The 26,933-nt window shown below is 47.5% G+C and carries 18 protein-coding genes; 14 read left to right on the top strand and 4 right to left on the bottom strand.

What is annotated here, in order from left to right; genetic code table 11:
* Positions 1–89: 89 nt before the first annotated feature.
* Together CMR00_04440 and CMR00_04435 are read right to left on the bottom strand one after the other, a co-directional pair.
* Positions 90–1,241 (bottom strand): hypothetical protein, encoded by a 1,152-nt coding sequence (locus CMR00_04440; protein PIO48549.1) that lies wholly within the window; start codon positions 1,239–1,241, stop codon positions 90–92.
* Positions 1,238–2,257: a lipid A biosynthesis acyltransferase gene (locus tag CMR00_04435; protein PIO48548.1), complete on the bottom strand. Its 1,020-nt coding sequence runs from the start codon at positions 2,255–2,257 to the stop codon at positions 1,238–1,240. The genes CMR00_04440 and CMR00_04435 overlap by 4 nt, the downstream gene beginning before the upstream one ends.
* 131 nt (positions 2,258–2,388) lie before the next feature.
* Here CMR00_04435 and rfaE2 point away from each other — a divergent pair, with 131 nt between their 5' ends.
* The 5 genes from rfaE2 to CMR00_04410 all read left to right on the top strand — a co-directional run bounded on the left by rfaE2 (position 2,389) and on the right by CMR00_04410 (position 10,843).
* The gene (rfaE2, locus tag CMR00_04430; GenBank protein PIO48547.1) at positions 2,389–2,886 is read left to right on the top strand and encodes a D-glycero-beta-D-manno-heptose 1-phosphate adenylyltransferase; all 498 of its coding nucleotides are present in this window, start codon (positions 2,389–2,391) and stop codon (positions 2,884–2,886) included.
* Positions 2,887–2,915: 29 nt separating this feature from the next.
* Positions 2,916–7,922, top strand: a complete 5,007-nt coding sequence (locus CMR00_04425) for a hypothetical protein (protein PIO48546.1) — start codon at positions 2,916–2,918, stop codon at positions 7,920–7,922.
* A 119-nt stretch (positions 7,923–8,041) separates the two neighbouring features.
* Entirely contained in the window at positions 8,042–9,472 is a 1,431-nt protein-coding gene (locus tag CMR00_04420; protein PIO48545.1) for a radical SAM protein, read from the top strand.
* Positions 9,469–9,798, top strand: coding sequence for a hypothetical protein (locus CMR00_04415; GenBank protein PIO48544.1), 330 nt, complete (start codon positions 9,469–9,471; stop codon positions 9,796–9,798). The genes CMR00_04420 and CMR00_04415 overlap by 4 nt, the downstream gene beginning before the upstream one ends.
* Before the next feature lie 100 nt (positions 9,799–9,898).
* A complete protein-coding gene (locus tag CMR00_04410; protein PIO48543.1) occupies positions 9,899–10,843 on the top strand; it encodes a 4-hydroxy-3-methylbut-2-enyl diphosphate reductase in 945 nt (314 codons plus the stop codon).
* Between the two features lie 123 nt (positions 10,844–10,966).
* Here CMR00_04410 and CMR00_04405 read toward each other — a convergent pair whose 3' ends face one another.
* Together CMR00_04405 and CMR00_04400 are read right to left on the bottom strand one after the other, a co-directional pair.
* Entirely contained in the window at positions 10,967–11,908 is a 942-nt protein-coding gene (locus tag CMR00_04405; GenBank protein ID PIO48542.1) for a hypothetical protein, read from the bottom strand.
* Positions 11,871–13,103, bottom strand: a complete 1,233-nt coding sequence (locus tag CMR00_04400) for a rod shape-determining protein RodA (protein ID PIO48572.1) — start codon at positions 13,101–13,103, stop codon at positions 11,871–11,873. Before CMR00_04400 ends, CMR00_04405 begins: the two co-directional genes overlap by 38 nt.
* A gap of 118 nt (positions 13,104–13,221) precedes the next feature.
* Here CMR00_04400 and CMR00_04395 point away from each other — a divergent pair, with 118 nt between their 5' ends.
* From CMR00_04395 to CMR00_04355, 9 genes are all read left to right on the top strand, one after another.
* Positions 13,222–14,163, top strand: a complete 942-nt coding sequence (locus tag CMR00_04395) for a GTPase Era (GenBank protein ID PIO48541.1) — start codon at positions 13,222–13,224, stop codon at positions 14,161–14,163.
* Positions 14,164–14,337: 174 nt separating this feature from the next.
* Complete coding sequence (locus tag CMR00_04390; GenBank protein PIO48540.1) at positions 14,338–16,149, top strand: hypothetical protein; 1,812 nt, start codon at positions 14,338–14,340, stop codon at positions 16,147–16,149.
* A complete protein-coding gene (locus tag CMR00_04385) occupies positions 16,146–16,919 on the top strand; it encodes a hypothetical protein (GenBank protein PIO48539.1) in 774 nt (257 codons plus the stop codon). Before CMR00_04390 ends, CMR00_04385 begins: the two co-directional genes overlap by 4 nt.
* 384 nt (positions 16,920–17,303) lie before the next feature.
* Positions 17,304–20,483 carry a hypothetical protein gene (locus CMR00_04380; protein ID PIO48538.1) on the top strand — a complete coding sequence of 1,060 codons (3,180 nt, stop codon included), beginning with the start codon at positions 17,304–17,306 and terminating at the stop codon, positions 20,481–20,483.
* Between the two features lie 94 nt (positions 20,484–20,577).
* Entirely contained in the window at positions 20,578–22,113 is a 1,536-nt protein-coding gene (locus tag CMR00_04375; GenBank protein ID PIO48537.1) for a hypothetical protein, read from the top strand.
* A gap of 356 nt (positions 22,114–22,469) precedes the next feature.
* A complete protein-coding gene (locus CMR00_04370) occupies positions 22,470–24,365 on the top strand; it encodes a hypothetical protein (GenBank protein ID PIO48536.1) in 1,896 nt (631 codons plus the stop codon).
* A complete protein-coding gene (locus CMR00_04365; protein ID PIO48535.1) occupies positions 24,257–25,342 on the top strand; it encodes a hypothetical protein in 1,086 nt (361 codons plus the stop codon). The genes CMR00_04370 and CMR00_04365 overlap by 109 nt, the downstream gene beginning before the upstream one ends.
* Before the next feature lie 7 nt (positions 25,343–25,349).
* Positions 25,350–26,111 (top strand): hypothetical protein, encoded by a 762-nt coding sequence (locus CMR00_04360; GenBank protein ID PIO48534.1) that lies wholly within the window; start codon positions 25,350–25,352, stop codon positions 26,109–26,111.
* Positions 26,092–26,922, top strand: a complete 831-nt coding sequence (locus CMR00_04355) for a hypothetical protein (GenBank protein ID PIO48533.1) — start codon at positions 26,092–26,094, stop codon at positions 26,920–26,922. Before CMR00_04360 ends, CMR00_04355 begins: the two co-directional genes overlap by 20 nt.
* Positions 26,923–26,933: the final 11 nt, after the last annotated feature.

Raw genomic sequence — 26,933 nt, 5'->3', positions numbered from 1 at the left:
TCTAAGACTTTTAGGATGCAGCGAATGCTGCAAGAAGACAATGCGAGGAATGCTGTTACACAATCAGAAAAGCCTGCATAATGTGAGTGTTAGACAATCGTGCCGTTGCCTTTCTTCGATTCTGAAAAAAGCATCTGCAAAAATTCATCGCTGGCAGCAAGCACGTCTTGCAAGGGAATTGAAGCGACTCGACCATCGCGTCCGTGCAAAACCCTGAACACTGTGAAAGAGGGATACCATGCGGTTTCGCCTTCGGGCAAATGTGTGAGAATGAGTGAAGGGACACGAAAGATATCGGCAAAATGCACAGCAGCAGAGTCAGGGGTAATCAAAGCATCGAGCATGGAGATTAGTGCAGCAAAATCGGAAAGCGTTGGTGTGGCTTCAGAGAGTACCGCTCCGCTTTGCTGTGCAATCTCTTTTGCAAAACTGGCATAATCTTTTGCGTAAAGAATCAGCAGAATAGCATCAGGCAGTCGAGCTTTGATGTGTTTAGCAAGTGCAACAAAATTCTCGGTGCCCCAGAATTTGAAGGTCAGTGAACTTGCCGAAATGTTAAGCCCAATCACGAGGCGCTCTGCTTTATCGCGCCATGTCGAGATTACGTTTTCAGCAAAGGTGCGTGAGGCGTCTGAAATGAAAAAATATGGTTCAAGCGGTTCTGTGTCGGGGTCAATGTTGAAAAGGCATAGGATTTCAGCCAGTTGGCGCATCATACGTTTGCCTGCTGGCAATTTTACTTTGGCGTCGTAGACGAAATCGTTTTGTCGCTCAAAGCCGCATATTACGCTTGCGCCTGAAAAGAGGCAAATGAGCGTGGAGGTTGTAGAAGCAGAGTGAATCAAATCAACGACGATATCATATTGTGCTTTACGAATGGCGCGGAGCACATCAAGAAGGTCAAATTTTGTTTGCTTAATTACATAGTGCGTGTGTAGATGCGGATTGCCAGCAAGTGCGGTAGCGTTGCGTCTATCGAGCAGCACATCAAGCTGGATAGTGGGATAGTGGCGTTTTAGCGCAGTGAAAATCGGTGTTGAAATCAGTGCATCACCAATTTGGTTTTGTCGCAAAAAAAGTACTTTTGCCTTGTGAAATTCAATCTGGCTGAGCAAGCCACGGCGGCGTGGCAAGAGCAGACGCAGGAGATAAATCAGCCCGCGCTGCATGCCGTATTCTGTCCATTTAATGGCTTCATGCAGAAGATATTTCGGGGTGTACTTGAACGGCAAGCGGCTCATAGCGTCTCATTCTGCATTTGATGGCTTGAAACTTCAGCCGTCTCAAGCGAGGGTTGATGTTTCCAGCGATTGTGCAGCCAAAACCACTGCTCGGGGTAGCGGCGAATGTAGGCTTCAATAGCTTGGGTATATCGCGTGGCAAGTCTATGCACGTTCTCTTGGCTATAGGTGAGGTCGTCGGTTGGAATGTGTGTAATCTCCAAGCGATACTTGCCAGATGCAGTGCGAATTGGCATGGCAAGCAACATCGGCAGATTTGTGCGAAGGGCGAAGACCGCAGCGCCAAGAAAAACCGAGGCGGGGCGTCCTAAAAATGGCATAAAATAGCCATCGCTGTGTCCTGATTGGTCACTAAGAAGCGCAAGCAGTTTCCCCTCGCGCAATCGGCGCAAGCCCAAACGCGGTGCGTCGCTCATGGTGATAAGTTCGTTCCCGCACTGTGTGCGCCACTGATTGAGCAAGGTGTTAAGGTATGGATTGGAGAGCGGTTTGTAGACAATTGCAATCGGTTGCGTAGCAAGTGCCCAACAGACTGCCATCAATTCCCAATTGCCAAAATGCGCAGAGACAATAACACCGCCACGTCCTTTTGAAAAACAATGCAAGTCTATGACACTAGGGTCAATCTCAAAGAGGGCTTGGGCATCATGCTTGGTGCGCACAAGGGGCAGTCGCAGCACTTCCAGCAGGTTGAGGGCTTGACCGTGATACATTTTTCGGGCAATAGTGGCGCGCTCTTCTGTGCTCTTTTCAGGAAAAGCCACAAGTAGATTTTGTTCGACTAACTTACGGCGCAGTTTCAAGCCATCGTAGAGCCAATTGCCAAGTCGCTCTGCAAGGGTGCGTAAGCGCTCTTTAGAGAGGCGCTGCACAATGGCAGCACATGCTCGAATGAGTTGATAGAGCAGCCAATCTCTCACTTGCTTTATGGGTTGTTTCATCACTTTTGCTTTGAAGCTCTCAACTGCGTTTGCAATCGTGAGACATTTGTACGAGCCAGTCAAAGGTTTTGCCAAGCTATGTCAGAATTGTGAAGATTCCCCTGTATCAGAAAGAACCACAAGGGTTTGTATTTTCAAGCAAAGGCGGCATTTGTGCCACTTGCCCTGAGCCCATGTAATTTCGTTAAATCTTTTCGCAAAATCATATGCAACAGATGCAAGAGTTAGAGCGCGCAAATGTCCCGCTCGACGAAGCACAAAGGAGAGTTCGGTATGCGCAGCAACTTGGCAAAACCGTTGTGTTTACCAATGGCTGTTTTGATATTCTGCATGCAGGGCACGTGCAGTATCTCGAGAAAGCAAAAGCGCTGGGTGATATGCTGGTCGTGGCAATCAACAGCGATGCCTCTGTGCGCCGACTCAAAGGGGAAAGACGACCCATAAACTCTGAGCAAGACCGTGCGTATATCTTGAGTCGTCTGAAGCCAGTTGATCTGGTCGTACTGTTTGATGACGATACACCCCTACGCGTCATTGAGGCACTGCTGCCAGATGTGTTGGTCAAAGGCAACGATTGGGCAATAGAAAATATTGTGGGCAAAGATGTGGTTGAAGCAGCAGGCGGCGAAGTGCGCACAATCGAGTTCTTAGACGGACGCTCTACGACGGGTACAATCGAGAAAATTTTGAAAGCATACCGATAACTACTACTAAACTTTGAGCGCGCATCGTGATGAAATGGAGCGATAAAATATGGCTATTGCTTGCATTAATTGCAAAGTGGCTATATCGCCTCGCAGGCTTTGTGTTCCGCAATGTCGCCTATCTTGCTTTTTTGCTTTTTGTGATTGGCGCTGCGCTCTTTGGGTATGCACAAACCGAGCACGGCAAAGCCTTTTTGAAACAAAAGGCAACTGAGCTGTTTGCCACAAATTTCAATGGCAGGCTGGTCTTTAATGAAGTTTCGCTCATCTTCCCAAATCAATTGACAATCGACAGCGTTAAGATCTATGTCGGGCAGGATAGCCTGCCAAGTGTATCTGTGCATCGGCTTGCAATTGACCTCGACAGCGATGTGCTCTATGATGGCGTACTAAACGGTTTCGTAGACCGCATTCACTTTCGCCGCATCTATTTGCGCAATCTACTGCTGCACCTTGCTGAAGATACAACTGGCGAACTGTCGCTTCTCAAACTGTTGAAATCCAGTCCCGACGCACAAGCAGACACCACAGAAACTCTCCTACCAAAACTCATCTTTGATGAAATCGCCGTTGAGAACGCACACATTCTTTGGCAGCGCGTGCTGGCTAAACCCCCAGAGCGAGACTCTGTCATCTACGACACGTGGAAGTTGTCGAACTTTAACTTGCTTTGTTTTTGCGAGTATAGCAACGATATGCTCACGCTTATTTTGAGAGAGTTGCAGTTTGAAGAGCCAGATAAGAGTCTTGCATTGCGCCGACTGTCGGGCTTTTTTGCAATTACAAGAGAGCGTGTGGAGATTTTAGGACTGAGAATGGAAACGAACGCTTCTCGCTTAGCGTGCAATGCTTCACTGACAGGCATTGATGTGTTTTCCCCTATCACGCGAGAGGTAATTGAAAAGACGCGCTTCATGATTGATTTAGATGTATCGCAGATTGTGCCAGAAGAGTTTCAAACGGTGGTACCTGATGTGCAATTGCCCAAAGGTGAATTTGCAGCGTTGATTGAAGCGCGCGGCTGGTTAAACAACTTTACGCTCTCGCCAAGTTATGTGCGCACGCCAGAAAGTGAGCTCAATGTGTCGGGTGAAGTGGTGGGCATCACATCGCTGGAATCGCTGTGGGTAAATTTAGTGGTGCGTGAGTCGCGTTTGTCGATACCTGAAGTAGCAAAATTGCTTGCCATAGAAAGTCTTGAACCCTATCGTGGCTTAGGTGTGGTAGAGTTTGATGGACGCTACCGCGGCACAGCCGAAAACTTTAAGGCTGAACTCAATGCGGCATCAGGTGCGGGGATCATCAACGCAAATTTGGAGATGAGTTTTAAGCCGAGCTATCCTGTGCGCTACATTGGTGACCTGAGTCTGCAGAATCTAAACCTAGCAACGGTACTGGGCGATTCCTCGCTGCGCACGGACATCAATTTCAGTGGAGAGATAGTCGGCAGTGGTACAGATTTTCTGCGCCTACGCGATGTCGATACACGCCTCAAAGGCAGGTTAGAACAGTCATCATTTGGCACGCGCAAAATCTCTTCTGCGACATTAAACCTAAGCGCGGCAAGGCAGAAAGCAATTGGGGAACTTCTCATTACTGCAGATAAACAAACCTTTCGCTTTGATGGCGAACTTGACCTAAGACAAAAGGAACCGCGCTACAGAGGTAAAGCCCTACTAGAACAGGTCGATTTAAGCCAGTGGATTGATGACGACAGTCTCACCACGCATCTTACCATGAGCTGTGAATTAGACGGCGAGAGTTTCGATTTGGCTAAGGTCAGCGGCAATTTCAAAATCACCTTTGATTCATCGCGCATTGGCAAGTTGTATGTGCTTGCAGGCACAGAAGCCTCAGTGCGCCTCTCTCAAAGCGATAGTCTTTCCTATGTCAAGTTGGAGAGCGATGTGGCGAATTTTGAAGCTGAAGGGCAATTTAATCTTGAGGCTCTGTTGAAACTGCTGTCGTTGCAAAGCGCGGTCATCAATGAAGAGATTTTGAAAGACAACATCTTTCGAAGTCCTGCAGAGCAAAAGCGCTATGAGCGCCTGATGGCACGCTCCGACAAATTGCTGAAAGATTTGCAGCGCAAGTCGCCCCGCAGCGGAGCCAAAGCAACACAAGAAGAAGCGAGCATTAGCGATTCTTTGCTGACGCTGCCCACGCTCAATGTGCGCTATAAACTTGGATTCAAGAGTCTGTCAAAAATTGCGTTGGTGTTGCAGTCGGGCGACTTTAACGCAATCGGTGAGCTCTCTGGTGAATTAAGCAGTCAGCCTGAGGCGTGCAGTTTTAAGGCAACTTTGAGCGTTGATTCCTTACGCTATGGAACTATTCTGGCGGCACGCACGCTAACAGCGTCGCTAAGCTATACTGACGAGTTGCGATCTGATCTGACACAAGCGCGTACCTTTCACGAACTTAAGAGCACGCTCAACGCAAGCGTCTTTCGAATGAAGGTCGGCGATCAGCGTTTTGTTAGAACGTCGCTGCAGGCTAAATACACACCGAGCAACCTTGAGCTGAATTTGCGCACCACTAACCAAAATACACGTGGGCTGTTCGACCTCGATGCAGCAGTGCGCGTTGCGGATGATCTCTACACCATTTCCTTGCGAGATGCCACATTTGCGACACAAAATTACTTCTGGCAAAACGATGAAAATGCTCAAATCGTCATTAGCCGCGAACTGATCAAGTTCGAAAAACTAAGTTTTCACAACAATGAACAAGAGATTTTGCTGCTTGGAGAGTTTAAACTTTCAGGTAAGAGCGACCTTGCACTGAAGGTCAAGGATTTTTCACTTGCCGATATTCGTCAATTTCTATTTGATTCGCCAAACACGCAACTGGGCGGAATTCTCAATCTCTCACTTGATCTGACAGGAAACTTTACTTCGCCTGAAGTTACACTGACAGCGACGCTTGATAATCTCCTTTACGAAACCATTGATGTTGGGCATCTTGATTTTGCAGGAAAGTATCTTGATACTGAAAAAGCCTTCACGTTTAAGCTAAGTGCAAATAGCGACACAGCGCGCTACGCTTTGCTGAAATTGCCACTCAAGCCTTACACGCATCTGAAAGGCACAGGACGCATTCCGATCGATCTTTCCATTGATGCCAAAGAACGCTTGCCAAAGAAAGATCGTGTGTTTGTCGAGATTACTTGCCCCGATATTAGCCCGACGGTTTTAGAATTTGCGGCGCCACTGCGAAATACATCTGGAGCAATCAGCTTGCGCCTAACCTTTGCGGGCTATTTCCCAAGCCCAGCTTTAGAAATGTCGCTGTGGGTGAAAAACTTGCGTACTACGGCTATTGCTTCAGATGTGGAATATATCGTCAATGGCAGCGCAGAAATTACGCCAGACCGTGTAAGTTGGCGCGCCGTAGATGTGCGCGATAGACAAGGTGGCACGCTGCGCACAAGTGGCTCGGTGCAAATGTCCAATTTTGAGGTGCAGCGATTCAACATTGAACTGAACTTTTCTAAGCTTTTGCTCTACGATAAACAGGCAGGGAGAACTGATGACCTGATTGGACAACTCATAGCAAGTTCAGATGAGCTGCGCTTTTCAGGCACACTCGATGAACCTATGCTCTCTGGTTCGCTGCGCTTGGATAGGGGACGGCTCTTGCAGTACCGTTCAGGCTCAAGCAAGGGCTCGCAAATTGTCGAAGCCTCTCGCTTCATTACAACCATCGTCGAAGAAGATACATCGCTTGAAGCACGCTTGCGGCGTAATCCGAAACTGAACCTGACGCTCGATGAAGAATTTGAACTTTCGGAAACGGCACGTGCTATTCGCTCGGCTTACAAAAGCTCTTTTGTCGACGATATGTCAATGTCGTTGCGCGTCTCTACAGTGCAACCGCTCGTCTATACGCTGGTCTTCGATAGGTTTTTAGGTGAGCAATTGGAAAATGCAACGATTGAAGACCTTGCACTGACTATCAATAAGCGGCGTTTGAGCTATCGTGTGTTCGGCACAGCAAGTATTACTTCAGGACGCTACAACTTCTATGGTGTGCCTTTTGAAATTGAGCCGGGGGCAACGATGAAGTGGTTTGGTGGTGGACTGACCGATGCGACGCTCGATATTTTTGCGCGCTATCAAGTGCGAGTGATGGCGCAAACGCGCAATGAATTGGAAAACGTGGTGCTGCGTCCGCACATTGCAGGCACAGTTGAAGATCCACGCATTGAAATTGGCTACATTTTGAATGAGCGCGCTTACAAAGACCCTAGCACACGCCTCCCTGGTGAAGATGATCCAAATGCTCTCTTGAATTTCGTAACGCTGCTCACCGCACGCCAGTGGGTAGTGCGCCCAGGCAGTGTGGGCAGTACGCTCTCGAGCGGACTTTTAGCAAGCGCAGGACTTTCAGCAGGAGCTGGCTTGCTTTCGACACAGGTTACTCGCCTTGCCTCAGCTATTCAAGGCGTACAGACGATCAATATCGATTTTGCGCGCGATCGAAGTGGGCAAGTTGCAGGTGTGGATTTTTCGCTTGAGTACGTGGTGCCGGGTACCGATGGAAAGCTGGTGATTACAGGCTCTGGCTCGACAGCCGCGGTGGATTCACTTGGCAGAAGCAACAACGCTATCAGCAACTCACAGCGCTTGGAATATCGACTCAGCCGTAATTTCGTGCTCGAAGCCTTCCGAAACTTTGGACCGAATAACTTCAACTTATTCAATAATACTATCGCAGAAGTTTGGGGTATCGGTATTTCCTACCGTGAAAGCTTTCACACCTGGTCCGAACTGGGCGCGCGTTGGAACATTTATTTTGATGCTTTCAGTCGCTGGCTATCGGGCAGTAAAGCGCAAGAGACAGACAAAACCCCACGCGTGGATACGACTGCACCGAAGAATGCCGTCTCAGGTGTCACGTTGCCATCGCTCAATCCAGCGCCGCCCGATTCCAGCACAGCAAAAACGCCATTCTCAGGTGCAGATACAACTGGGCACAGCGCACTGCCGCCTCGCACAGACTCGAGTGCTGTGTTGCGTCGACGACCAAAGTAATACAACACTGTTGGTATTATTGGGATGTTTCGTAGATTACTCAGAAACAACGCACGATTTGGGCCCCTGAATGTCGCATCAAGTTCAGATGAAGCCTCTCACGAAAACCTTGCATGACAATGGCAGATCGACCCTACATTTTCTTCGAGCTAACAAGTAGCCTTTGTTCGCAGTGCCTACGCAAAGTTGAAGCAAAAATCATTTTCCAAGATGGGCAGGTGTATCTCGTCAAGCGTTGCCCTGAGCATGGCTACGAAAAGGTGCTGATTTCGACCGATGTCGAGTACTACAAAATGCAGCGCGCGTTCTTGAAGCCCGGTCAACTCGTTAAAAAATTTAACACATCCGTTCAATATGGGTGTCCGTACGACTGCGGGATATGCACAGATCATGAACAACACGGCTGCCTAACGCTAGTGGAAATTACAGACTATTGCAACCTCACATGTCCAGTGTGTTATGCAGAATCATCACCGCAACGCCTCAAACACCGTTCATTTGAGCAAGTAGAGTTCATGCTGGACTGCATTGTGCATAACGAGTGTGAACCTGATGTGGTGCAGATTTCAGGGGGTGAGCCGACTTTGCACCCCGACTTTTTCAGAATACTCGATGCCGCTAAGGCTCGCCCAATTAAACACTTGATGGTGAACACCAATGGCATTCGCATTGCTGAAGATGCCGCCTTTGCAAGGCGTCTTAGAGACTATATGCCTGACTTTGAGATTTACCTGCAGTTCGATTCATTTGAAGAGCATGTCTTGAGAGAACTGCGCGGTGCAGATTTGCGACGCATTCGTCTGAAAGCCTTAGAGCGATTAAACGACCTTGAGATTTCGACGACGCTAGTTGTAACACTCAAAAAAGGCTTAAACGACCACGAAATTGGTCGCATCATTGAGTTTGCCTTAGAGCAGCCGTGCGTGCGTGGCGTAACCTTTCAGCCAATTCAAGTCGCAGGGCGCACCGAAGACGTCAATCCAGAAACAGACAGACTCACACTTGCTGAAGTGCGCCAAGAAATTTTGCGCCAGACGAGCCTCTTCAAGCCTGAAGACCTTATCCCCGTGCCATGCCATCCCGATAACATTGCAATGGGCTATGCACTGAAACTTGGCGGCAAAGTGATTCCGCTGACAGGAATGATCGACCCACAAGTCTTACTCAATACAACCAGCAGCACGATTATCTATGAGCAACATCAGGATGTGCAAGCGCATCTTATCAAACTGTTTTCAACTTCACCGTCGCCAACTTCGTGCGCGCTTTCACTAAAGAAACTCTTATGCTGCTTGCCAATGGTACTGGCGCCAAAGGAACTCTCTTACAAGAATGTCTTTCGCCTGATCATCATGCAGTTTATGGACGCCTACAATTTTGATGTACGCTCGGTCAAACGCACCTGTGTGCATATCGTGCATCCCGATGGGCGCCTCATTCCATTTGATACTTTTAACCTCTTTTACCGTGATAATAAAGAGGCCTATCTAAAAAAGCTCCAAACTGAATATGCCCCAAAACAAATCGTTGAAAGCCAGGAACTCAGATGAGCAACTCATCAGAACAAGAAAACATCGGTGCAACTTTGCTGCTGGTTATTGTCGGTATCTTCCTTGGAATAGGGGCATCAGTACTCTTCGCGATTTCTTCGGTTATGCTCTTTGGGATAGTCATAACTATACTAGAAGGGGTAGGAGCGGAAGTGGGAAAGTTAGCGGACATGATCATACTCATAGTGCCATTTGCTGCAATGTTAGCTATAGTATACTACGTGCTTTCCCACAAGCCCAAAGGTATAATTTTAGGTCTAACGATTGGAGGTGCGCTTGGCTTGCTACTTAACGGTATGTGCAACGCAGTATTTCTCAATCTATGATGGGCAAGTGAAAAGTAGAGATGATTGCACTACTATCAGGTAGGTAAATATCGAGCACATTTTCGTAAATTCAATCTAAACATTCAAAAAAAGTTTGACTATGAAAGTAAATGTTGATGCTCAATCGGGATTTTGTTTTGGCGTGCAGTTTGCCATTGAGATGGCAGAAAGTGAACTGCAAGATACTGGACACCTTTATTCGCTTGGCGATATCGTGCATAATACCGTAGAAGTGCAGCGCCTAAACCAGATGGGGCTGCAAACCATTAGTCGAGAGGAGTTCTTCAAACTCAAAGATACTCGCGTGCTCATCAGAGCGCACGGTGAACCGCCTGAGACCTACAAGTTTGCACAAGAGCACAACATTGAACTCATTGATGCCTCTTGCCCTGTCGTGTTAAAACTTCAACGCCGCGCCCGCGATTTTTACCAGAAAGGCTACCAAATCTTGATTTACGGCAAAAAAGAACATGCAGAAGTTATCGGCGTCAATGGTCAATGCAATAATGAAGCGATTGTTATTAAGCATGCAGATTTGAGTGATGAATCTGAAATAGCTGCGATTGATTTTAAGAAAAAGACAGTTTTGCTCTCTCAAACTACGCAAGACACCAAAGGCTTCTACGAGCTGCGTGATAACCTGCTCAAACGCTTCGCTGCAAGTGGCAACGCTGATAAGTTTGACCTTGCCTCAACGGATGCAGAAGCTGCAGAGTTTCTTGCAAAGGATACCATCTGCCGTCAAGTCTCAAACCGTGATGAAAAGCTAACCAAGTTTGCACAACAGCATGAAGTTGTGGTCTTTGTGGCAGGTAAAAAGAGCTCGAATGGCAAAGTGCTCTTTGGAGTGTGTAAGGCAGCAAATCCACGCACTTATTTTGCTGAACACGAAGGCGAGTTGCAGGCTGAATGGTTCCAGCGCAGCGATGGCTTACCCGTTGAAAGTGTAGGCGTATGCGGGGCAACCTCTACGCCCATGTGGCAAATGCAACTGATTGCTGACATCATTCGCAAAAAATTTGCTCCTGAGCCTATTGCATCATAAAAAAGTCGCTTTGCTGGGTGCACTATATCATCAAATGCCTGGAGCAAAAAATGTTCAGCAAGCAAATCTCGCCTGAACGTGATGGCAAGAGCGATGTGAGCAAAAGTCTGAAGAGAAGTGCACCTATCGCCCTGATTGCGCGCGCTGCATCGTGTAGATGCCTGCAATAGTGAGCACGCCGCCAACGATAACATTCCATGTAAGGCTTTCTTCGAAGAACAAGACACCAAAAAGCGCTGCCCCGACAGGCTGCCCATTCATAAAAATCGAGACCAGTGAAGATTCAATTTTGCTCAGGGCATAAGTAAGAAGCACATACATCACAACAGACATAAAGAGCGTAACGTACCCAAAGGCAATCCATGCTTTAAGCGAGATTTTGCTTGGCTCAAATTCGCTAAGATTCCAGATGCCAACAGGTGAGTAGATAACTGTGCCAAGCATCATAATCAGTGCGGTTGCTTGAATAGGGTCGTAGCCTTGTAGCCATTTTTTGCTAAGCGCAATATAGAGCGACCAGCTCAGGACGCCTAGCAGCATAATTAGGTTGCCGCGCATGAGTTCATCGTTGAGTGAAACTCCCCGTGCAAAAAGAACGATACTAACGCCAACAAGCGCGACGGCAATGCCTGAGATTTTGCCAAATGTAAATGCTTCGGTGCGCAGAAACCAGGCAGAAAAAAGCAGCACGACAAGCGGAGTCATGGCATAGAGTACGGCGCCATTAGCAGAAGTTGTGTATTTCAAGCCAATCATGTAGGAGGCTTGGTTGATGCTGATACCGAGCAGCCCCAGCAGAGAAAATTTGAGCCAATCAGTCAGCGTGTGGCTTTTACCTTGCAAGCCGCCGCGAGAAAAAAAGATAATAGCAAAAATGAGCCCCGCCCCACACATGCGCAGAAAGGGCAAAACAAAGGGATTGAATTCAGCAGCAGCCGTGCGCGTAAAGCCATAAGCTAAGCTAGCAATGGTGGTCTGCCCAATCATAGCGATGATACCTAAGCGCTGATTGCGCGCCCGTATCGCATCAAGAGAAAGAGAGGTCTCTGCGGTTACGATAGACATTGAGTGCAAGTCCTATTGCAATAAAATTGGCGAAAAAGTGATGAGCGCCGTAGGAAAGAAAAGGCAAGGGAATACCAATGACCGGCATAAGCCCGACCGTCATGCCAACATTGACGACAATATGCCCCAGAAAAAGCGAAGCAATGCCAGCAAGCATCAGCAGCGTAAACTTGTTTTTTATACTGTTGGCAAGCATAAGCAGGCGTAAAATCAAAATGAAAAATGCCAGCAACACAATTGCGCAGCCAATAAAGCCAAATTCTTCACCGATGACACAAAAAATAAAGTCGGTCCACTGCGCTGGAATAAAGCGCAGTTGCGTTTGCGTGCCTTGCAGAAATCCTTTGCCAAAGAGACCACCAGAGCCAATGGCGACTTTGGCTTGCAGGGCGTTGTAGCCTGCACCTTGCGGATCTAACATCGGGTCTAAAAAAGTTTGAATGCGCTTGAGTTGATGCGGCTTTAAGACTTTTTCTGCATAGACGTTGGTCATAATACCCGCTGTGATTCCAGCGCCAATCGAGGCAATCGAAAGCCAGGGCTTCTGACGCATAGAAAGCAAGATGAACAGCACAACGCCTGCAAGCGCAGTTAAAATGTAGAGGTTGATAAACCCAACAAGTGCAAAGGCAACAGGCACAGCAAGCACGAGGACATAGTAAAACTCAAATCCAGCGAGCACAAACATCGGCACAATGAAAGTAAGGTAAGTGAGCGCCGTGCCTGTATCAGGCTGCAACATAATGAGTGCCACGGGCAATAGCACAATGCCAAGTGCAGTAAGAAAGCCTCTAAGCGAGCGGATATTCGTCTCACGGTGCGAAAGGTATCGTGCCAGTGCGATAATGGTTGTAAACTTTGTGACCTCTGACGGCTGAAAACTTGCACCTGCTATCTGAATCCAGCTCAGCGAGCCTGAGACTTTGCGTCCCAGAATCAGTACAACAATTAAGGCAAGAATGGAAAGCGCATACAGCAGGTATGCCCAATCTTGGAAAAAGCGGTAAGGCAGAAACATCACAACCGTCATGGCAACAAGACTGATACTCAGCCAGAGCAGTTGCTTGTGAAAGTTTGTCATCACACCAACGCCATGGCTAGTGCTGTAGATTGCAGCAAGACCGAAAGCAACCAGAGTCAGCGTGCTAAACAAGATGACAAAGTCAATCGGGAATTGTCCTGTACGCTCACGCATCATAATAAGAAGCGGCACTCGAGTTATATTTGTTTCTGTGTAAAAATGCGTCTGATACTTTCAATCTGATACTTTCAAATAAGTAGCCATAATTTACATCAAATCAACTTTGGCTCTAATGCAAAGTTCACAAAGCGAACCAGCAAAGACGCCTGAAAATTTCCGAGCAGGATTTGCTGCAATTATTGGGGAACCAAATGTGGGCAAATCCACACTGCTCAATGCAGTGCTTGGTGAAAAACTCTCTATCGTTACGCGAAAGCCACAAACCACACGAAAAAAAATCTTAGGAATTTATTCAAGCGATGATTGCCAAATAGTTTTTATTGACACGCCGGGCATTATGCAGCCAAAGTATAAACTGCATAGTGCGATGCTAAGTGCAGCAGAGAGCGCAAGACATGATGCTGATGTCGTACTCTTCATCATCGATGCGGCACATTACGTGGCAAAAAATCGCATGCTCAAAGATGATCTTGCTTTTCAGCGCATTCTAAATGCAACCCAGCCTATCATTTTAGTGGTTAATAAAATCGATTTGCTGCACAAAGATGATCTAGTGGTCTTGCTCGATAGACTCTCAAAAGAATTTGACTTCAAGGAAATCGTGCCGCTCTCAGCATTGAACGCTGTGAATGTGGGCGAACTCATACATGCCATTCGACCCTACTTGCCCAACACCGAGCCACTCTACCCAACCGATATTTTGAGTACAGCATCAGAGCGTTTTTTTGTGAGCGAACTTATCCGAGAGAAAATTTTTGAGCAATTTTCCGAAGAAGTGCCTTACTCAACTGAAGTCGAAGTCGAAGAGTTCAAAGAACAGTATGAGCAGTCGGGGAGAAAGGATGTGGTGCGCTGCGCAATTGTGGTAGAGCGTGAATCGCAAAAAGCTATATTGATTGGCAAAGGCGGCGCAGCAATCAAAAAACTCGGTGAAGCAGCGCGCAAAGAGATAGAAGCATTTTTGCAGCGACCGATTTATCTTGAACTTTTCGTAAAAGTGCGTCCGGGCTGGCGAGAAAAAGATAGCCAATTGCGCCAGTTTGGTTACCAGTGAAGCGCTACAAGAGTCAAGACGAGGCATTGAACAAATCGAGCACTGAACTGATACAGAGCAACACGTGTTGTATGTAGGCAGTGCAGGTTTTAACAACATGCCAACGCCAAGCGCAGGGGGTGGCATCGCAAAGCAAAGGTTACATTGTATAAATCAAACACAGTCCGAAAAGTTATGCGCATTCTATGCAGCATAATGTCAGTTGTCTTTTTCATAGCGCTCTCTTTCAGCGCTGTTGCCCAAGAGATCTCAGTACGCGCTTCAGTTACAGAGGCGACGGTACCTGTAGGCGAACCATTTGAATACATCATAGAAGTACAAGGCAGTGTAGGCGTTGAGAGCATTCAACTAGGCAGACTCTCTGGTGTAGAAAAACGCGGCGAGTCGCAATCGACCAGCGTCAGCATTGTCAATGGCAAAATTTCACAGTCTCGTGTCATTGCCTACACACTTGTGGCAAGCACTGAAGGCAAGCTCACTATCCCAGCTGCAACCGTTAAAGTCGATGGCAAGACGTATCAAACGAATGCCGTAGAAATTACTGTCACGAAGGCAGCAGCGCGCGCACAAAATAATGGTAGCCCAGGCTCCAACACTTATCCTGACCTTGTCTTTATCAAGCCTGTGGTCAGCAAGACAAAATTGTATGTCGGCGAAGCTACGACAGTGATCTACAAACTCTATGAGCGTGCCGATGTGACAAACGTGGTCGTCGAAAAAGATGCTAAACCTGAGGGCTTTTGGGTAGAAGAAATTGATTTGCAGCAAGGACGAAGCAGTGTGCCGCATACGACTGAGTTTCTTAACGGTGTGCTATACAGAGTCTATACCGTCAAAAAGATGATTCTCTTCCCGACACGTGCAGGTACGCTGACCAATGGTGCCTACAAACTGAACTGCGATGCGCTGCTTACGAAAATTAAACAACAGCGTGGCAGAACACTCTTAGAAGACTTTGATTCGTTCTTTGGCTCACTGGGCAAGAAAGTCAAGATTGATGTGGTGGCACCAGAAATCAAATTCGAGGTGATGCCGCTGCCGGAGCCTAAACCAGAGGGGTTCACGGGAGCAGTTGGTAAATTTGCTCTGAATGCCACACTCGATAAGACAAAAGTCAAAGCAGGTCAGCCGATTGCCTTTACTTTTACGATAACAGGCGAAGGAAACATTCGCTCAATTACGCCCATTCCACTGACCCTGCCCAGTGAATTTGAAACATACGAGCCCAAAGTGCAAGAGAACATTAGTCGGCAGGGCGGTATCATCAGTGGCACGAAGACGATAGAGTATGTTGCCATTCCACGCGCTGGCGGAAAGTTTGATGTGGGCAGCGTGAGTTTTTCATTCTTCGATCCAGAAAAAGGCGAATACAAGACGCTCTCATCACCACGTTTTGAGATTGAAGTCGAAGGCGAGGCTGGTCTGACCGCAGCGGTGCCAATGGCAGAGCGACAAGCAGTCACAAAGATGGGGAGCGATATTCGCTTTATCAAAACCAACGCTGATTTGAAATATCGCCCGACACCAGTCTATCAGTCTATATGGTTTTACTCCTCCTTCCTCGTGCCATTGTTAGCCTTGCTCTTTGTGTGGATGCGCAAGCAACGCCAAGAGAAAATGGAACACGATGTTGCATTTGCGCGCGCCTATCGCGCCTCCCCTGAAGCCAAAAAGCAACTGAAAACAGCAAGCGACTTGCTCAAACAAAACAAGCAAAAAGAATTCTTTGCCGAAATTGAGCACGCAATTCTAAAGTTCATCGGCAATAAGTTCAATACCGACGACCTTGCGCTAACGAAAGATGAATTGCGCAGCTTGCTCCAAGAAAAAGGTGTTGCCCCAACGATAACAGAAAAGTGCCTACGCATCTTAGAAAAATCAGAATACTACCGCTACGCACCAGCCAGCGAGACCAAAGACGACCTTAACGCCATCTTCAGCGATGCAGAAATGATAATTTCTGAACTCTCCAAGCCAAAGAAGTGATGCAAAGTGTAGTCAAGCATGTAAAATGCGCAAGCGTTCTATGGCTGCTGCCGCTCGCCGTGTGGGCAACTGAAATCGACGCTGAGCGCCTGTTCAAAGATGGCAATCAATTCTATCAAGAAGGACAGTTTGCTCAAGCCTTAGAATGTTATGCAAAACTTGACTCGCTCGGCTATCAGAGCGGTGCGCTGTACTACAACATGGGCAATACCTACTACAGGTTAGGTGCCATTGGCTACGCAATCCTTTATTACGAGAAAGCGGCAAAACTCATCGGCGAGGATGAAGACCTGCGCACCAATCTGGAACTGGCACGCCTGCGCACGAAAGATAGAATTCAGCCCGTCCCGCGATTTTCCCTTGATGCTTTTGTGGAATCTCTCCTGCAAACTTTTTCAATGGGCGCTGCTGCAGTAGGCACAGTGCTGTCGTTTTATCTCCTCATTGGCATTGTGATTATGCAAATTCAAAAGTATGCTGTCAATCAAGTGCTTTTGAAAGTCGGGTTTTATGTCACGCTTGTTGCAACTGTATTCTTCATCTTGATATTCAGCGCAAAATCTGCGCGTGATACAGCACGCACTGAGGCGATTGTCATCGCAGCAACGCTCAACTTGAAGAGTGAGCCAAATCATGATAGCAAGACGCTTGTAACGGTGCACGAAGGGCTGAAAGTAGAAATCGTGCGAGAAGTAAGCGAGTGGGTAGAAATTCGGTTGCCAAATGGCGAGAAAGGCTGGACAAAAGCAGGGAATGTTGCGCTCATCTAATTGAATCTAATTGAACTTTCCAACACGCAAAACCGCTTGCACCGGCAGATCAGCAAGCGCAGCTTCCGTAAGACATAACCTTAGTTAAACGCAGACAGGCAAAGAAAGTTGCATTTGTCTGTAGTTTATGCTATAATAACACGCGATATAGAAAAATCGCCTGAAAGACATTTTTACTCTTAACAAAACAAGACACAACAAAGGAGTGGTAACATCAGCTACTTTCCTGAGATAGCCTAAACCGCGACGCTTGCCAGTTTATGCAGTGTGCATCAGTGCGCTTCCAAAGCACAAGCGCACAAGCATTTTTGAGCAGCGTCCGTGTACTCTGCGCGATTTTTCTCTATCACTGCATTTTCAAGAGAACAACAAAACATACTGGAAATGAAAAAAGCAATACTTCTCTTCACGACGTTGCTGTTTGCAAGTGGGCTTTATGCCCAAGAAAAGACCGTGTCAGGAACGGTAAAAGCGGCGGAAGATGGCAGTCCGCTGATTGGCGCCTCTGTTCAAGTAAAAGGGACACGCGTTGGCGTCAAAACTAACGTCAATGGTCAATATACGATTCAAGTGCCACCTGAAGGCACAACACTTGTGTTCAGTTACATTGGCTACCGTACCATTGAAGTGGTCATTGGCGAGAGAACAGTAGTGGATGTGAGCCTCGAGATCGATGCGAAATTGGCAGCTGAGATTGTGGTAACGGGCGTTTCAGAAGGCACTTCAGCAAAAAAACTTGGCTTTGCTATCGGCAAGGTCGATGAGCAAACACTCAAAGAAGTGCCAGCTGTCGACCCGGCGAATGCACTGCGTGGCAAAGTCTCTGGCGTTACGATTGTGCAGCCAACAGGTATTCCGGGTACAGCACCAACCATACGCCTCAGAGGATCTACCAATATTCAAGGTCAGTCCAATCCCCTGATTATTATTGATGGGATTATCACGCCACCGGGCACCACCTTAGCTGACATTGATATTAACAGTGTAGAATCTATTGAGGTCATCAAGGGTGCGGCAGGTGCCTCGCTCTATGGCTCACAGGCAGCAAACGGTGTGATTCAAATTATCACCAAGCGCGGTGCAGATAATCCGAATGCGACCGACTTTACAGCTCGAACAGAGTGGGGGTTTACGAACTTACAGCGCTTCTATCCACTGAATAATAGCCACCGTTGGAAAATTGACCCTAACACAGGGGATTTTCAGCAGGCTCTCGATAACCAACAGCGTCCAACTACCAATCGTGTGTTTGAGGAAGATCAACTCATGGATAACCCCTACCCCGGACAAGTGCGTAATCATCAAGAAGAACTCTTCAAGAACCGCAATTTTAATCAAAACTATTTTGCAATTGGCGCAACAGGCAAGAACACAAACTTCTTTGCGTCAGGTGCGAGATTGTTCAATCAAGGTATCTTAGAACTTACCCCTGCCTTTGATCGCTACAACATCAATCTTAATGCAGATCATAAAATAGGGGACTTCAAACTCTCTGGTTCAGTAAGATATACAAACTCAGTTGGACCCGATGCGATTGAGCGTGGTCAAGGCGGTCCATTCTATGGTGTGCTGCTCTTAGAGCCTGATTTTGATATTTATGCTGCAAATCCAGATGGTTCTCCCTACTGGGCATACCCTGGGCAAGTCCCGATACCCGGTGGGCGAAGAACCGTGTCAGGTAACAATGCAATAAACCCGCTCTATTCACTGGCTACAACGACATTTGACCTCAGAAGAAGTCGCATTTTAACCAACGCATCACTGAGTTATCAAATCCTTGATTGGTGGCGTGTCGAAGCGCAAGGATCATATGACCGTAGCGAAGAATTCTTCCAGCAAACAACTCGCCGTGATACCTACAACAGCAATATGAGTGCTTATACAAACGGCGGACTCACACGCTATGAAAGCATCGATGATGGACTTGTGCTTACCGCAAACTCTTACTTCAAACAGTCGTTCGGTGATTTCAATACATCACTGACACTGCGCTACCAATTTGAGCGATATACAGGAAACTTCGTACAAGTGTCAGGCTCACAGTTTGTAGTAAGCGAAGTGCCTCAACCACAGGCGCTTACCACCACTACGCTCTCAAATACGGGGCTTAACACGGATGTGCGCGCTGAGAATATCTTTGCAAATGCTATCATTGACTACAAAGAAAAGTATATCTTTGAAGCGTTGATACGCCGAGATGCCTCATCGCTCTTTGGAGCAGAAGAACGCGCGCAGATTTTCTTCCGTCTCTCAGGTGCATGGCGAATCACAGAAGATGTGGAACTCCCAGGCATTCAAGAGTGGAAAATCCGTGCATCATACGGTACATCAGGTCAGCGTCCACCATTCATCGCACAATATGAGACGTTCAATATTGTCAATGGTGTGCCTGTAAAAAACCTTTTGGGTAATAACAGGCTGCGTCCATCGCGCGTAGCAGAAATTGAAGTGGGAACAAACCTGTTTTTCCTCAACCGCTTCAACTTTGAATTCAACTACGCGACAGCAACCGCTGATGACCAGGTGCTGATTGTACCACTGCTAGCCTATGCAGGCTTTACGCAGCAGTTCCAAAACGCAGGGCAGATGCGTACCAACACCATTGAGTTTTCACTTGGTGCAGAAGTCCTAAGAGAAGAAGATTGGAAATTCAATCTTAATATTGTTGGAAGTCGCACCATTCAAGAAGTGACGCAACTGGGTCGACCACCGTTCCCAACAAATGGAAATTTCGGTGTGGCAAGCGGTGGTGGTGTAGCAGGAACGATGTTCCGCATTGAAGCTGGACTGCCGTTCGGTATCATGTATGGCAACCGCCATGCCCGCTCGCTCGATGAATTACAAGTTGATGCAAATGGCTTCGTGACTAATCTGGTAGGCTTGCCGAGAGGCACTCTGAAAAGAGAAGACTTTACTATTAACTCCGACGGCTATGTTATCCGTCGCTCTGTAGGAGGTAGTCCTGTAGAAGGTACGATTAATGAACGAGTGTGGCTTTTAGCAGCAGAGGACGGCTCGCCACTCGTGACAAAAATTGGTGACTCAAACCCCGACCTGATCCTTTCCGTAGGAGGCACGCTCTCATGGAAAAAACTGTCACTTTACTTCCTTTTGGATACACAGCTAGGTGGTAACATCTATAATGCAACGCGTCAATTGCTCTACTTCAATGAGCGCCACGCTGACCTTGATCAAGCAGGAAAGCCAGATGATAAGAAGAAAGTGGTCAACTACTACATTGGCGGTCTAACACCCGGACTCGGTATTGGTCTCTACAACAACAATAACCCGACAGAACACTTCGTAGAGTCTGGTACCTTCCTAACAGTGCGTGAAATCAACCTGAGTTACACATTTGATGCAGATATTCTGAATACGATTGGCATTAACTTCATTCGTGATGTCCGCTTGTCGCTGGTAGGACGCAATCTGCTCACTTTCACTAGCTACACAGGCTACAATCCTGAAGTTGCGCTGGCAGGCAATGCAACAAGCTTCCGGGTAGATCAATTCACTTATCCTGTGTTCAGAACATTTACATTAGCACTACAGGCACGGTTCTAAGTCTAAGATTGGGGCGCGCAATGCGTGCCCCGCTACGACTTAAAAAAGTGCTAAATTTTGAGCTGTGAAATTTCATCAAATAAATTCACGAACAATGAAAAGACTTTTTATTCCACTCCTTGCTGCGGCAACCTTGCTCACGATGGCAAGTTGCGCTGACCTAAACGTCAATAACCCGAACAACCCTGATACACGCAGAGTGCTGGCAACACCTCAAGATTTGCAAGGTATTGTGGCGGGTGCGTTCGTAACACTCTATAACCCTTGGCAAGGCTACCAGCACAATGTCCACATGGAATGGACTGCAGACTATGTTACAATGACTAATGCGTTCCGAGGGTTCTGGAATTTCTTTAAAGTAGAGCCACGCGTACCATGGGATAATACGCTTGCAAATAGCAGTGGAGACATTACAAGCATTCCGTTCCAACGCTGGCATGCTGCCATCTCTAATGCGAATGATGTGATTCGCGCAATTGAAGTTGAAAGAAAAAGTGCAGGAACGCCAGCCGTCAATGCTGCAACACTCGCTGGGGCATGGTTTGTACGTGCAATGGCTCTGGGCTACCTTGCTACCTCCTTCGACAAAGCCTACATCGTCTCGCCAACTCAAGACCTAGGGCAACGGCTGGATTTTTCAAACTACCGAGAAGTTATGGCAGAGGCACAGAGAAGTTTTGATCGTGTCATAAAAATTTGTGACAGCGTGCAGTTTACTCTGCCAGCCTCTTTCATCAATACGCCAGTACCCTATAGCAATGTAAAGCTAGTTCGGCTGGCCAGAACATATGCAGCGAACTTCCTTGTGCAAAATGCTCGCAACAGTGCAGAAAATAGACAAACAAACTGGGCACGCGTGCTGGAACTCACGGCTCAGGGGATGACGGAAGATTATGTCATCAATCTTGATGGCAATAACTGGCAAAATTGGTTTGTAGAAATCGCAGGACTATCCTGGTATTGGCGTACCGATCATCGCGTGATTCGTCATATGGATCCGACCTATCCTACAGGCTATCCCTCCACAGGAACACTGGGACGAGCAGATACTACAAGGGATGCACGTGCGCGAGAGGCAACTGGATACTTCAAATATGAAAGCAGCTTAGCGTTCTTCCGCTTAGATAGAGGTCCTCAACTGCGTAGCCATTACCGTTTCAGCCGATACGATGACCTATATCTCTCAGATGGTATTGGACCATGCGTATTTCTCTATGCAGAAACGAATCGACTCTTGCGTGCAGAAGCCCTTGTCATGCAAGCTACACCAAACATTGGAGCAGCTGTTGAACTGCTGAATGCAGGTCGTAGGACAACAGTAGGTCGGTTGGCGCCGCTGCCAACAAATGCAACACGCGAAGAGGTACTCAACGCGATTTTCGTTGAGCGAGATCTTGAGCTGATGATGACCGATTTTGGTATCCACTTTAAGGACATGCGTCGTAGAGATGCTTTGCAGCGCGGGACGATCTTGCACTTCCCTGTCCCTGCTGTTGAACTTGCAGCACGTCAAGAAGCCCTTTACACGTATGGTGGCGGAGCTGGTGATGGAACAAACACCGCAAACGGCTCAAACTCTTGGCTCGGACCAACAGGTACACGCTTTACTGGTGGACAAACGCAGCCATAAGCCATCTAATCCTGATGTTAAAAAAGCCAGTCTAACTCAGACTGGCTTTTTCTTTCACTTTGCTGTTTGAAAGAAGTTAGTAACTAACTCCCAACAAAGTATAACTAAATCAGTCAAGACAAGAACGATAGCAAGTTTTTCGTTGAGTGATTTACCACCCCATGTGATTGCAGAATATCAATGATTTACTTTATATTAAAAAAACATTTTTCTGTCGCAACGCAAGAATAAAACAACCAAGGTCAGTTAAGAACATTTTCAGATTCATGTCATTCAACTTGCCGATATCCAAAGGCTGGACACGCTGAATTCCAGAGATAATTCAGGCTTTGAGCAACTAAAACCTTAAAAAAAGTATGAGAAGACAAACTACAAAAAGCTTGTTTGTGCTTGGCATGATAATGCTCTGTGTAGGTCTTGTGAGCGCACAAGCACAAACAGAAACAGGAGAAATTAGAGGTGTCGTTACAGATGCAAACGATGCGCAGAAGTTAATCGGTGCACAGATAACGATTTTAGATACGAGGATTGGAGCGGTAACAAATGTAAATGGTGAATATGTGCTGCGTCGAGTACCGCCTGGTGAATACACAGTTGTGGCAAAATATATTGGATATAAGTCTGCAACGAAGCAAGTTACTGTGGAGGCGGGAAAGACAGTAGAAGTAAATTTTGAACTTGTGCCTTCAGCGGTGAGTGCAGAAGAAGTGGTGGTAACAGGTCTAGCAGCAGCAACAGAAAAACGTAAGCTCTCTGCACCAGTTCAGTCAATCACCCCACAAATGATTCAAAATATAACGGTGCAGTCAATTGATCAGTTGTTGCAAGGGCAAATTGCTGGTGTCTCTGTTGGCATGGCTTCAGGACTGCCGGGCACGGGTTCGCGCATTCAATCTCGTGGGGTCAAAAGTGCTGCCAATAATTCCACGCCCGTGTTTTATGTGGATAATGTACGCGTTGATGTAGGCGATAACTTTGGGATTGGTACAGGCGGCACAGTCAGTTCCTCTATGGCACAGTTGGTAACAGGAGAAATTGAACGTGTGGAAGTTGCCTTAGGGGGCTCTGCTGCAACACTTTATGGCACACAGGCGGCAAACGGTGTTACACAAATTTTCACGAAAAAAGGCGTTCCGGGCACGCCAACCGTGAGGGTAGTGGCAACACTGGGTGCTGACAATCCTGAAACAAAATTTGTTCAAGAAGAGGTAACGCGCCGTCTCTTCTTCCAAACTGGCTTTTTCCAGAACTATACACTGAACCTCAATGGCGGTGGGGACATTTTTACCTATAACATTTCTGCAATGGCGCGCAGCACAAATGGATTTATCACCAGAAATCAAGCGCGTGATGATCTCTACAACATCGCTTTTGGGGCGCGTGCGATTTTCAACGATAAGTTAGATGCTGAAATCTCCACAACATTTATCCGCAATGGCTTTAGCCGTCTCAATCAGGGCAATAACATCTTTGCCCCACTGGGTGCAATGGAAACGGGCGTCGCATTCCGGGAACGGCGATTCACACCAGCAGGTACAGACAATCCAGATAGCCTACTTGCACTCTGGATGTTGCCTGAATACGATGAGAATGTCAACCGTATTATTACCTCGCTGACACTCAACTATGTGCCATTCAAATGGTTTACGAATCGAGTGACGATAGGCTTTGACTACAACAAGCGCGAAGCACGGTTCCTTACACCTATTGAAGCAAGCATTGCATTTGGCTCAGCCGTGCTGGGCAGCATCACGCGCGCTGACCGTGAGTTTATGCAGCCTATCATTAACTATGCAGGAAGTATCCGGCTACCGGAATTAGAAGTCGCAACCATTTCATTGAACTTCGGTGGTGAAGCGTTCCGTCAAGATATCCGCTCGATATTTGGCTCAGGTCAAAACCTGGCAGCAGGCACGCGTACCTTTAACCAAGCAGGTATTGTTACAGGCTCTGAAGGGGTCGGTTCGATTTTCTTAGCCGGTGCTTTTGCTGAAGTACGCGCAGAACTCTTAAAGCATATCTTCATTGATGGAGGAATGCGCTTTGACGGCAGTACCGCGTTTGGACGAAATGTGTCTTTCATACCACTGGCACGTGGCGGTATCGCTGCTATTCTCTCCGATTTTGAGTTTTATCCCTCAGAATGGAAAAATACGTCTCGTTTGTCAAACTGCGAGGCGCGCTCGGTCAAACAGGTAACTTCCCAGCCCCATTCCTCAGAGACCGCACGTTTAGCGCTCCGTCATTCTTAGGCTCAGCGGCGATCGCACCAGCAAACCCAGGAAATCCCGACATCAAGCCTGAGTTTGTAACCTCCCTCGAAGGCGGTGTAGAACTCGGTTTTCTTGAGGACCGAATCTCCTTCTCGGTAACATACAGTGCCACACAAACGACAGACGGACTGTTTGCCGTACCGAGTGATCCTGTAACAGGATTTGGGCTGGTACAGCGTAATGTCGGTTCGGTGTTCAATGGTGTGTGGGAACTCTCTCTGTCTGGGAATGTGATAAAAATTACAGACTTCGAGCTAAATGCGCGACTGAATATGGCGTTTGTAAGAAATGAAGTAACGGATATCGGTACGGTTGGCGGTAGACCCATTCCAGAATTTGGTGTCGGTGGCTTTGCGTTCTCAGGTCTGTTTGTGTCAAATGGACGACCGATTGGTGCTATTCGTGCTAATCGCTTAGCGCAAGAAGCTGACGGGACATATCGTGGGCGCTTTATTCCAAACCAGTTCAACGGTGCACAGTCCATTCCAACCTACTTTGGCTCTCTTACCCTGGAGGCGGTTGTCATAAGAGACATTACCGTCAGTGCGCTGTTTGAATACTCGGGCGGTAATGCCCTGATCAATACGCTACAAGTGCTTAGAATTGCCAATGGCTACCCCGACGCACGGGCGCGGATCCCCGGCTATGTGTCATTTAGCCAGAACTCTGTAGTAAATCCAGCGAACTTTGCTGCCTATGGCGCCTTCTTTGTCGAAGATGCGCGCTGGATTAAATGGCGTGATGTAACCGTGCGCTACCGCAATGCGTTTGGATTCCGAGGCGCAAACCTTAGCGCAGCAATTCGTAATCCGCTGGTGATTTCAACCGCTGCAGCAGGCGTCGACCCAGAAATCAACTGGGCACGCTCAGCAGGGGCACTGGATTTGGGATCAACAGGTGGAGCAAACCTTTCAGCGGCGCGACAAATTCGCTTCACACTCGAGTATAACTTCTAAGTGTAAAGTGGAGCGACTTTGGGAAAGCGATTTGCAAAAAATTTTAACCTTCAAAAGTATGAATAAAACAAAACAGAGCTTCAAAGCACGTCTATGGATGGCAGTGCTTACACTGACATCGTCAAGCCTAATGCTTTTGAACGCATGCCAGACCAATCCCACTGAGGTGATTAACCCAACCATTACGGACGAAGCACTTCGTGCCTTCCCAGGAGGCAGCGCAAACCAAGTGCTGCAGGGCGTGCGCAATCAATTCTCGGCAATGATTGCAAATGTAACGCTCTACAATGCCTATGTCAGTGACGACTATGTAAATATCTCAACCTTTCTCTCCCCTATTGCAGATAACCCGCGCAACATCAATGCTGATGATATCAGCTTGCCGGCGTCTTACTCCAGCGCGCAAACACTTCGAGCTCAAGCAGAATTTGCCATTACACAAATTCCGCTGGATAGAACACTCAATCCGACGCAGCAAGCAAACGCTATTGCCCAAGCCCGATTTTTTAGAGGTATGGCGCTGCTGGTCTTGGCTGAAAACTTCGCAAACATTCCGCTTGTGGAAGGCGGACCTGGGCTTACATCAAGTCAGGTGCTGAGAGAAGCTATAAATAGTTTTCTTGCCGCACTCCCCGGTTTGGCTTCACCTTCTGTATTGCCACCCGGTAGCGATCCACGGTTAGCGATTAACCAAATTGCGCCACGTATTGCCATAGCACGTGCATATCGCTTACTTGGGCGAGCCGATAGTGCAGCATTTTTATGCTAATGCGGCACTGAATACACCGGGCAGTGCAGGCTATGTCTATCGAGCCCTCTATGACCCACAGAACTTTACCAACGGCGTCATCCCATTTCTTATCACACGTGTAACACGTGATTTACAACCACTGCCACGACTGGATTTTCTTGATCCAAAATACACTGCAATAGATGCTCCAATCCCAGTGCTGAAAATAGAGGAAGCTCACCTGATTTTAGCAGAAGTAGCTATTGCAGAAGGTAACTTTGCTGAAGCTAAAACACGACTGAAGAATGCAATTACGGCAGCGTTGCGCCCCGATTCTATTATTGGCTTCAATAGCACAAATACCCGTCCAGCTGTACCAGCTGTCGGTGGATTCCGTCCACGCTCCAATACACTGAGCGTCCGAGCAGATGCCAACTCGCCAGCTATTCCAGGCCTGATTCGCACACGACCCGGTCCAGTCAATGTCTATCCGACTTCCTTCACAAGCCTGCGACCTGCAGATATTGACTCACTACAAGACAATGAAGAAGAACTGGTCCGCACCCTCTTTTTGCTGCGTCAAGAGATTTTCTTCTTAGAAGGGCGACGCCTTAGCGATCTGGGCATACGCTTACCACTCTGGCGCAGACAACTCGATGTAAATCCAATTGGTACAGGTCCAGGCTTCGATTTGCCTATCGTACCAACTTACATCCCGGGGTTTGCAAACTTCAATCCGGGCACACATGATATGGATGCCTTTACAGTATCAGGAAGTGTCGTAACCTGCAGTGTCGACATGAACCGCGTACTGGCAAGAAACCGCGCCTATCCGCTGAGACGTCCATAACTTTTCGGAAC

The organism is [Chlorobium] sp. 445, from assembly GCA_002763895.1.
Lineage (GTDB): Bacteria > Bacteroidota > Chlorobiia > Chlorobiales > Thermochlorobacteraceae > Thermochlorobacter.
The sequence above is the reverse complement of the archived record's forward strand: the minus strand, read 5'-3'. Positions and strand labels throughout refer to the sequence as shown.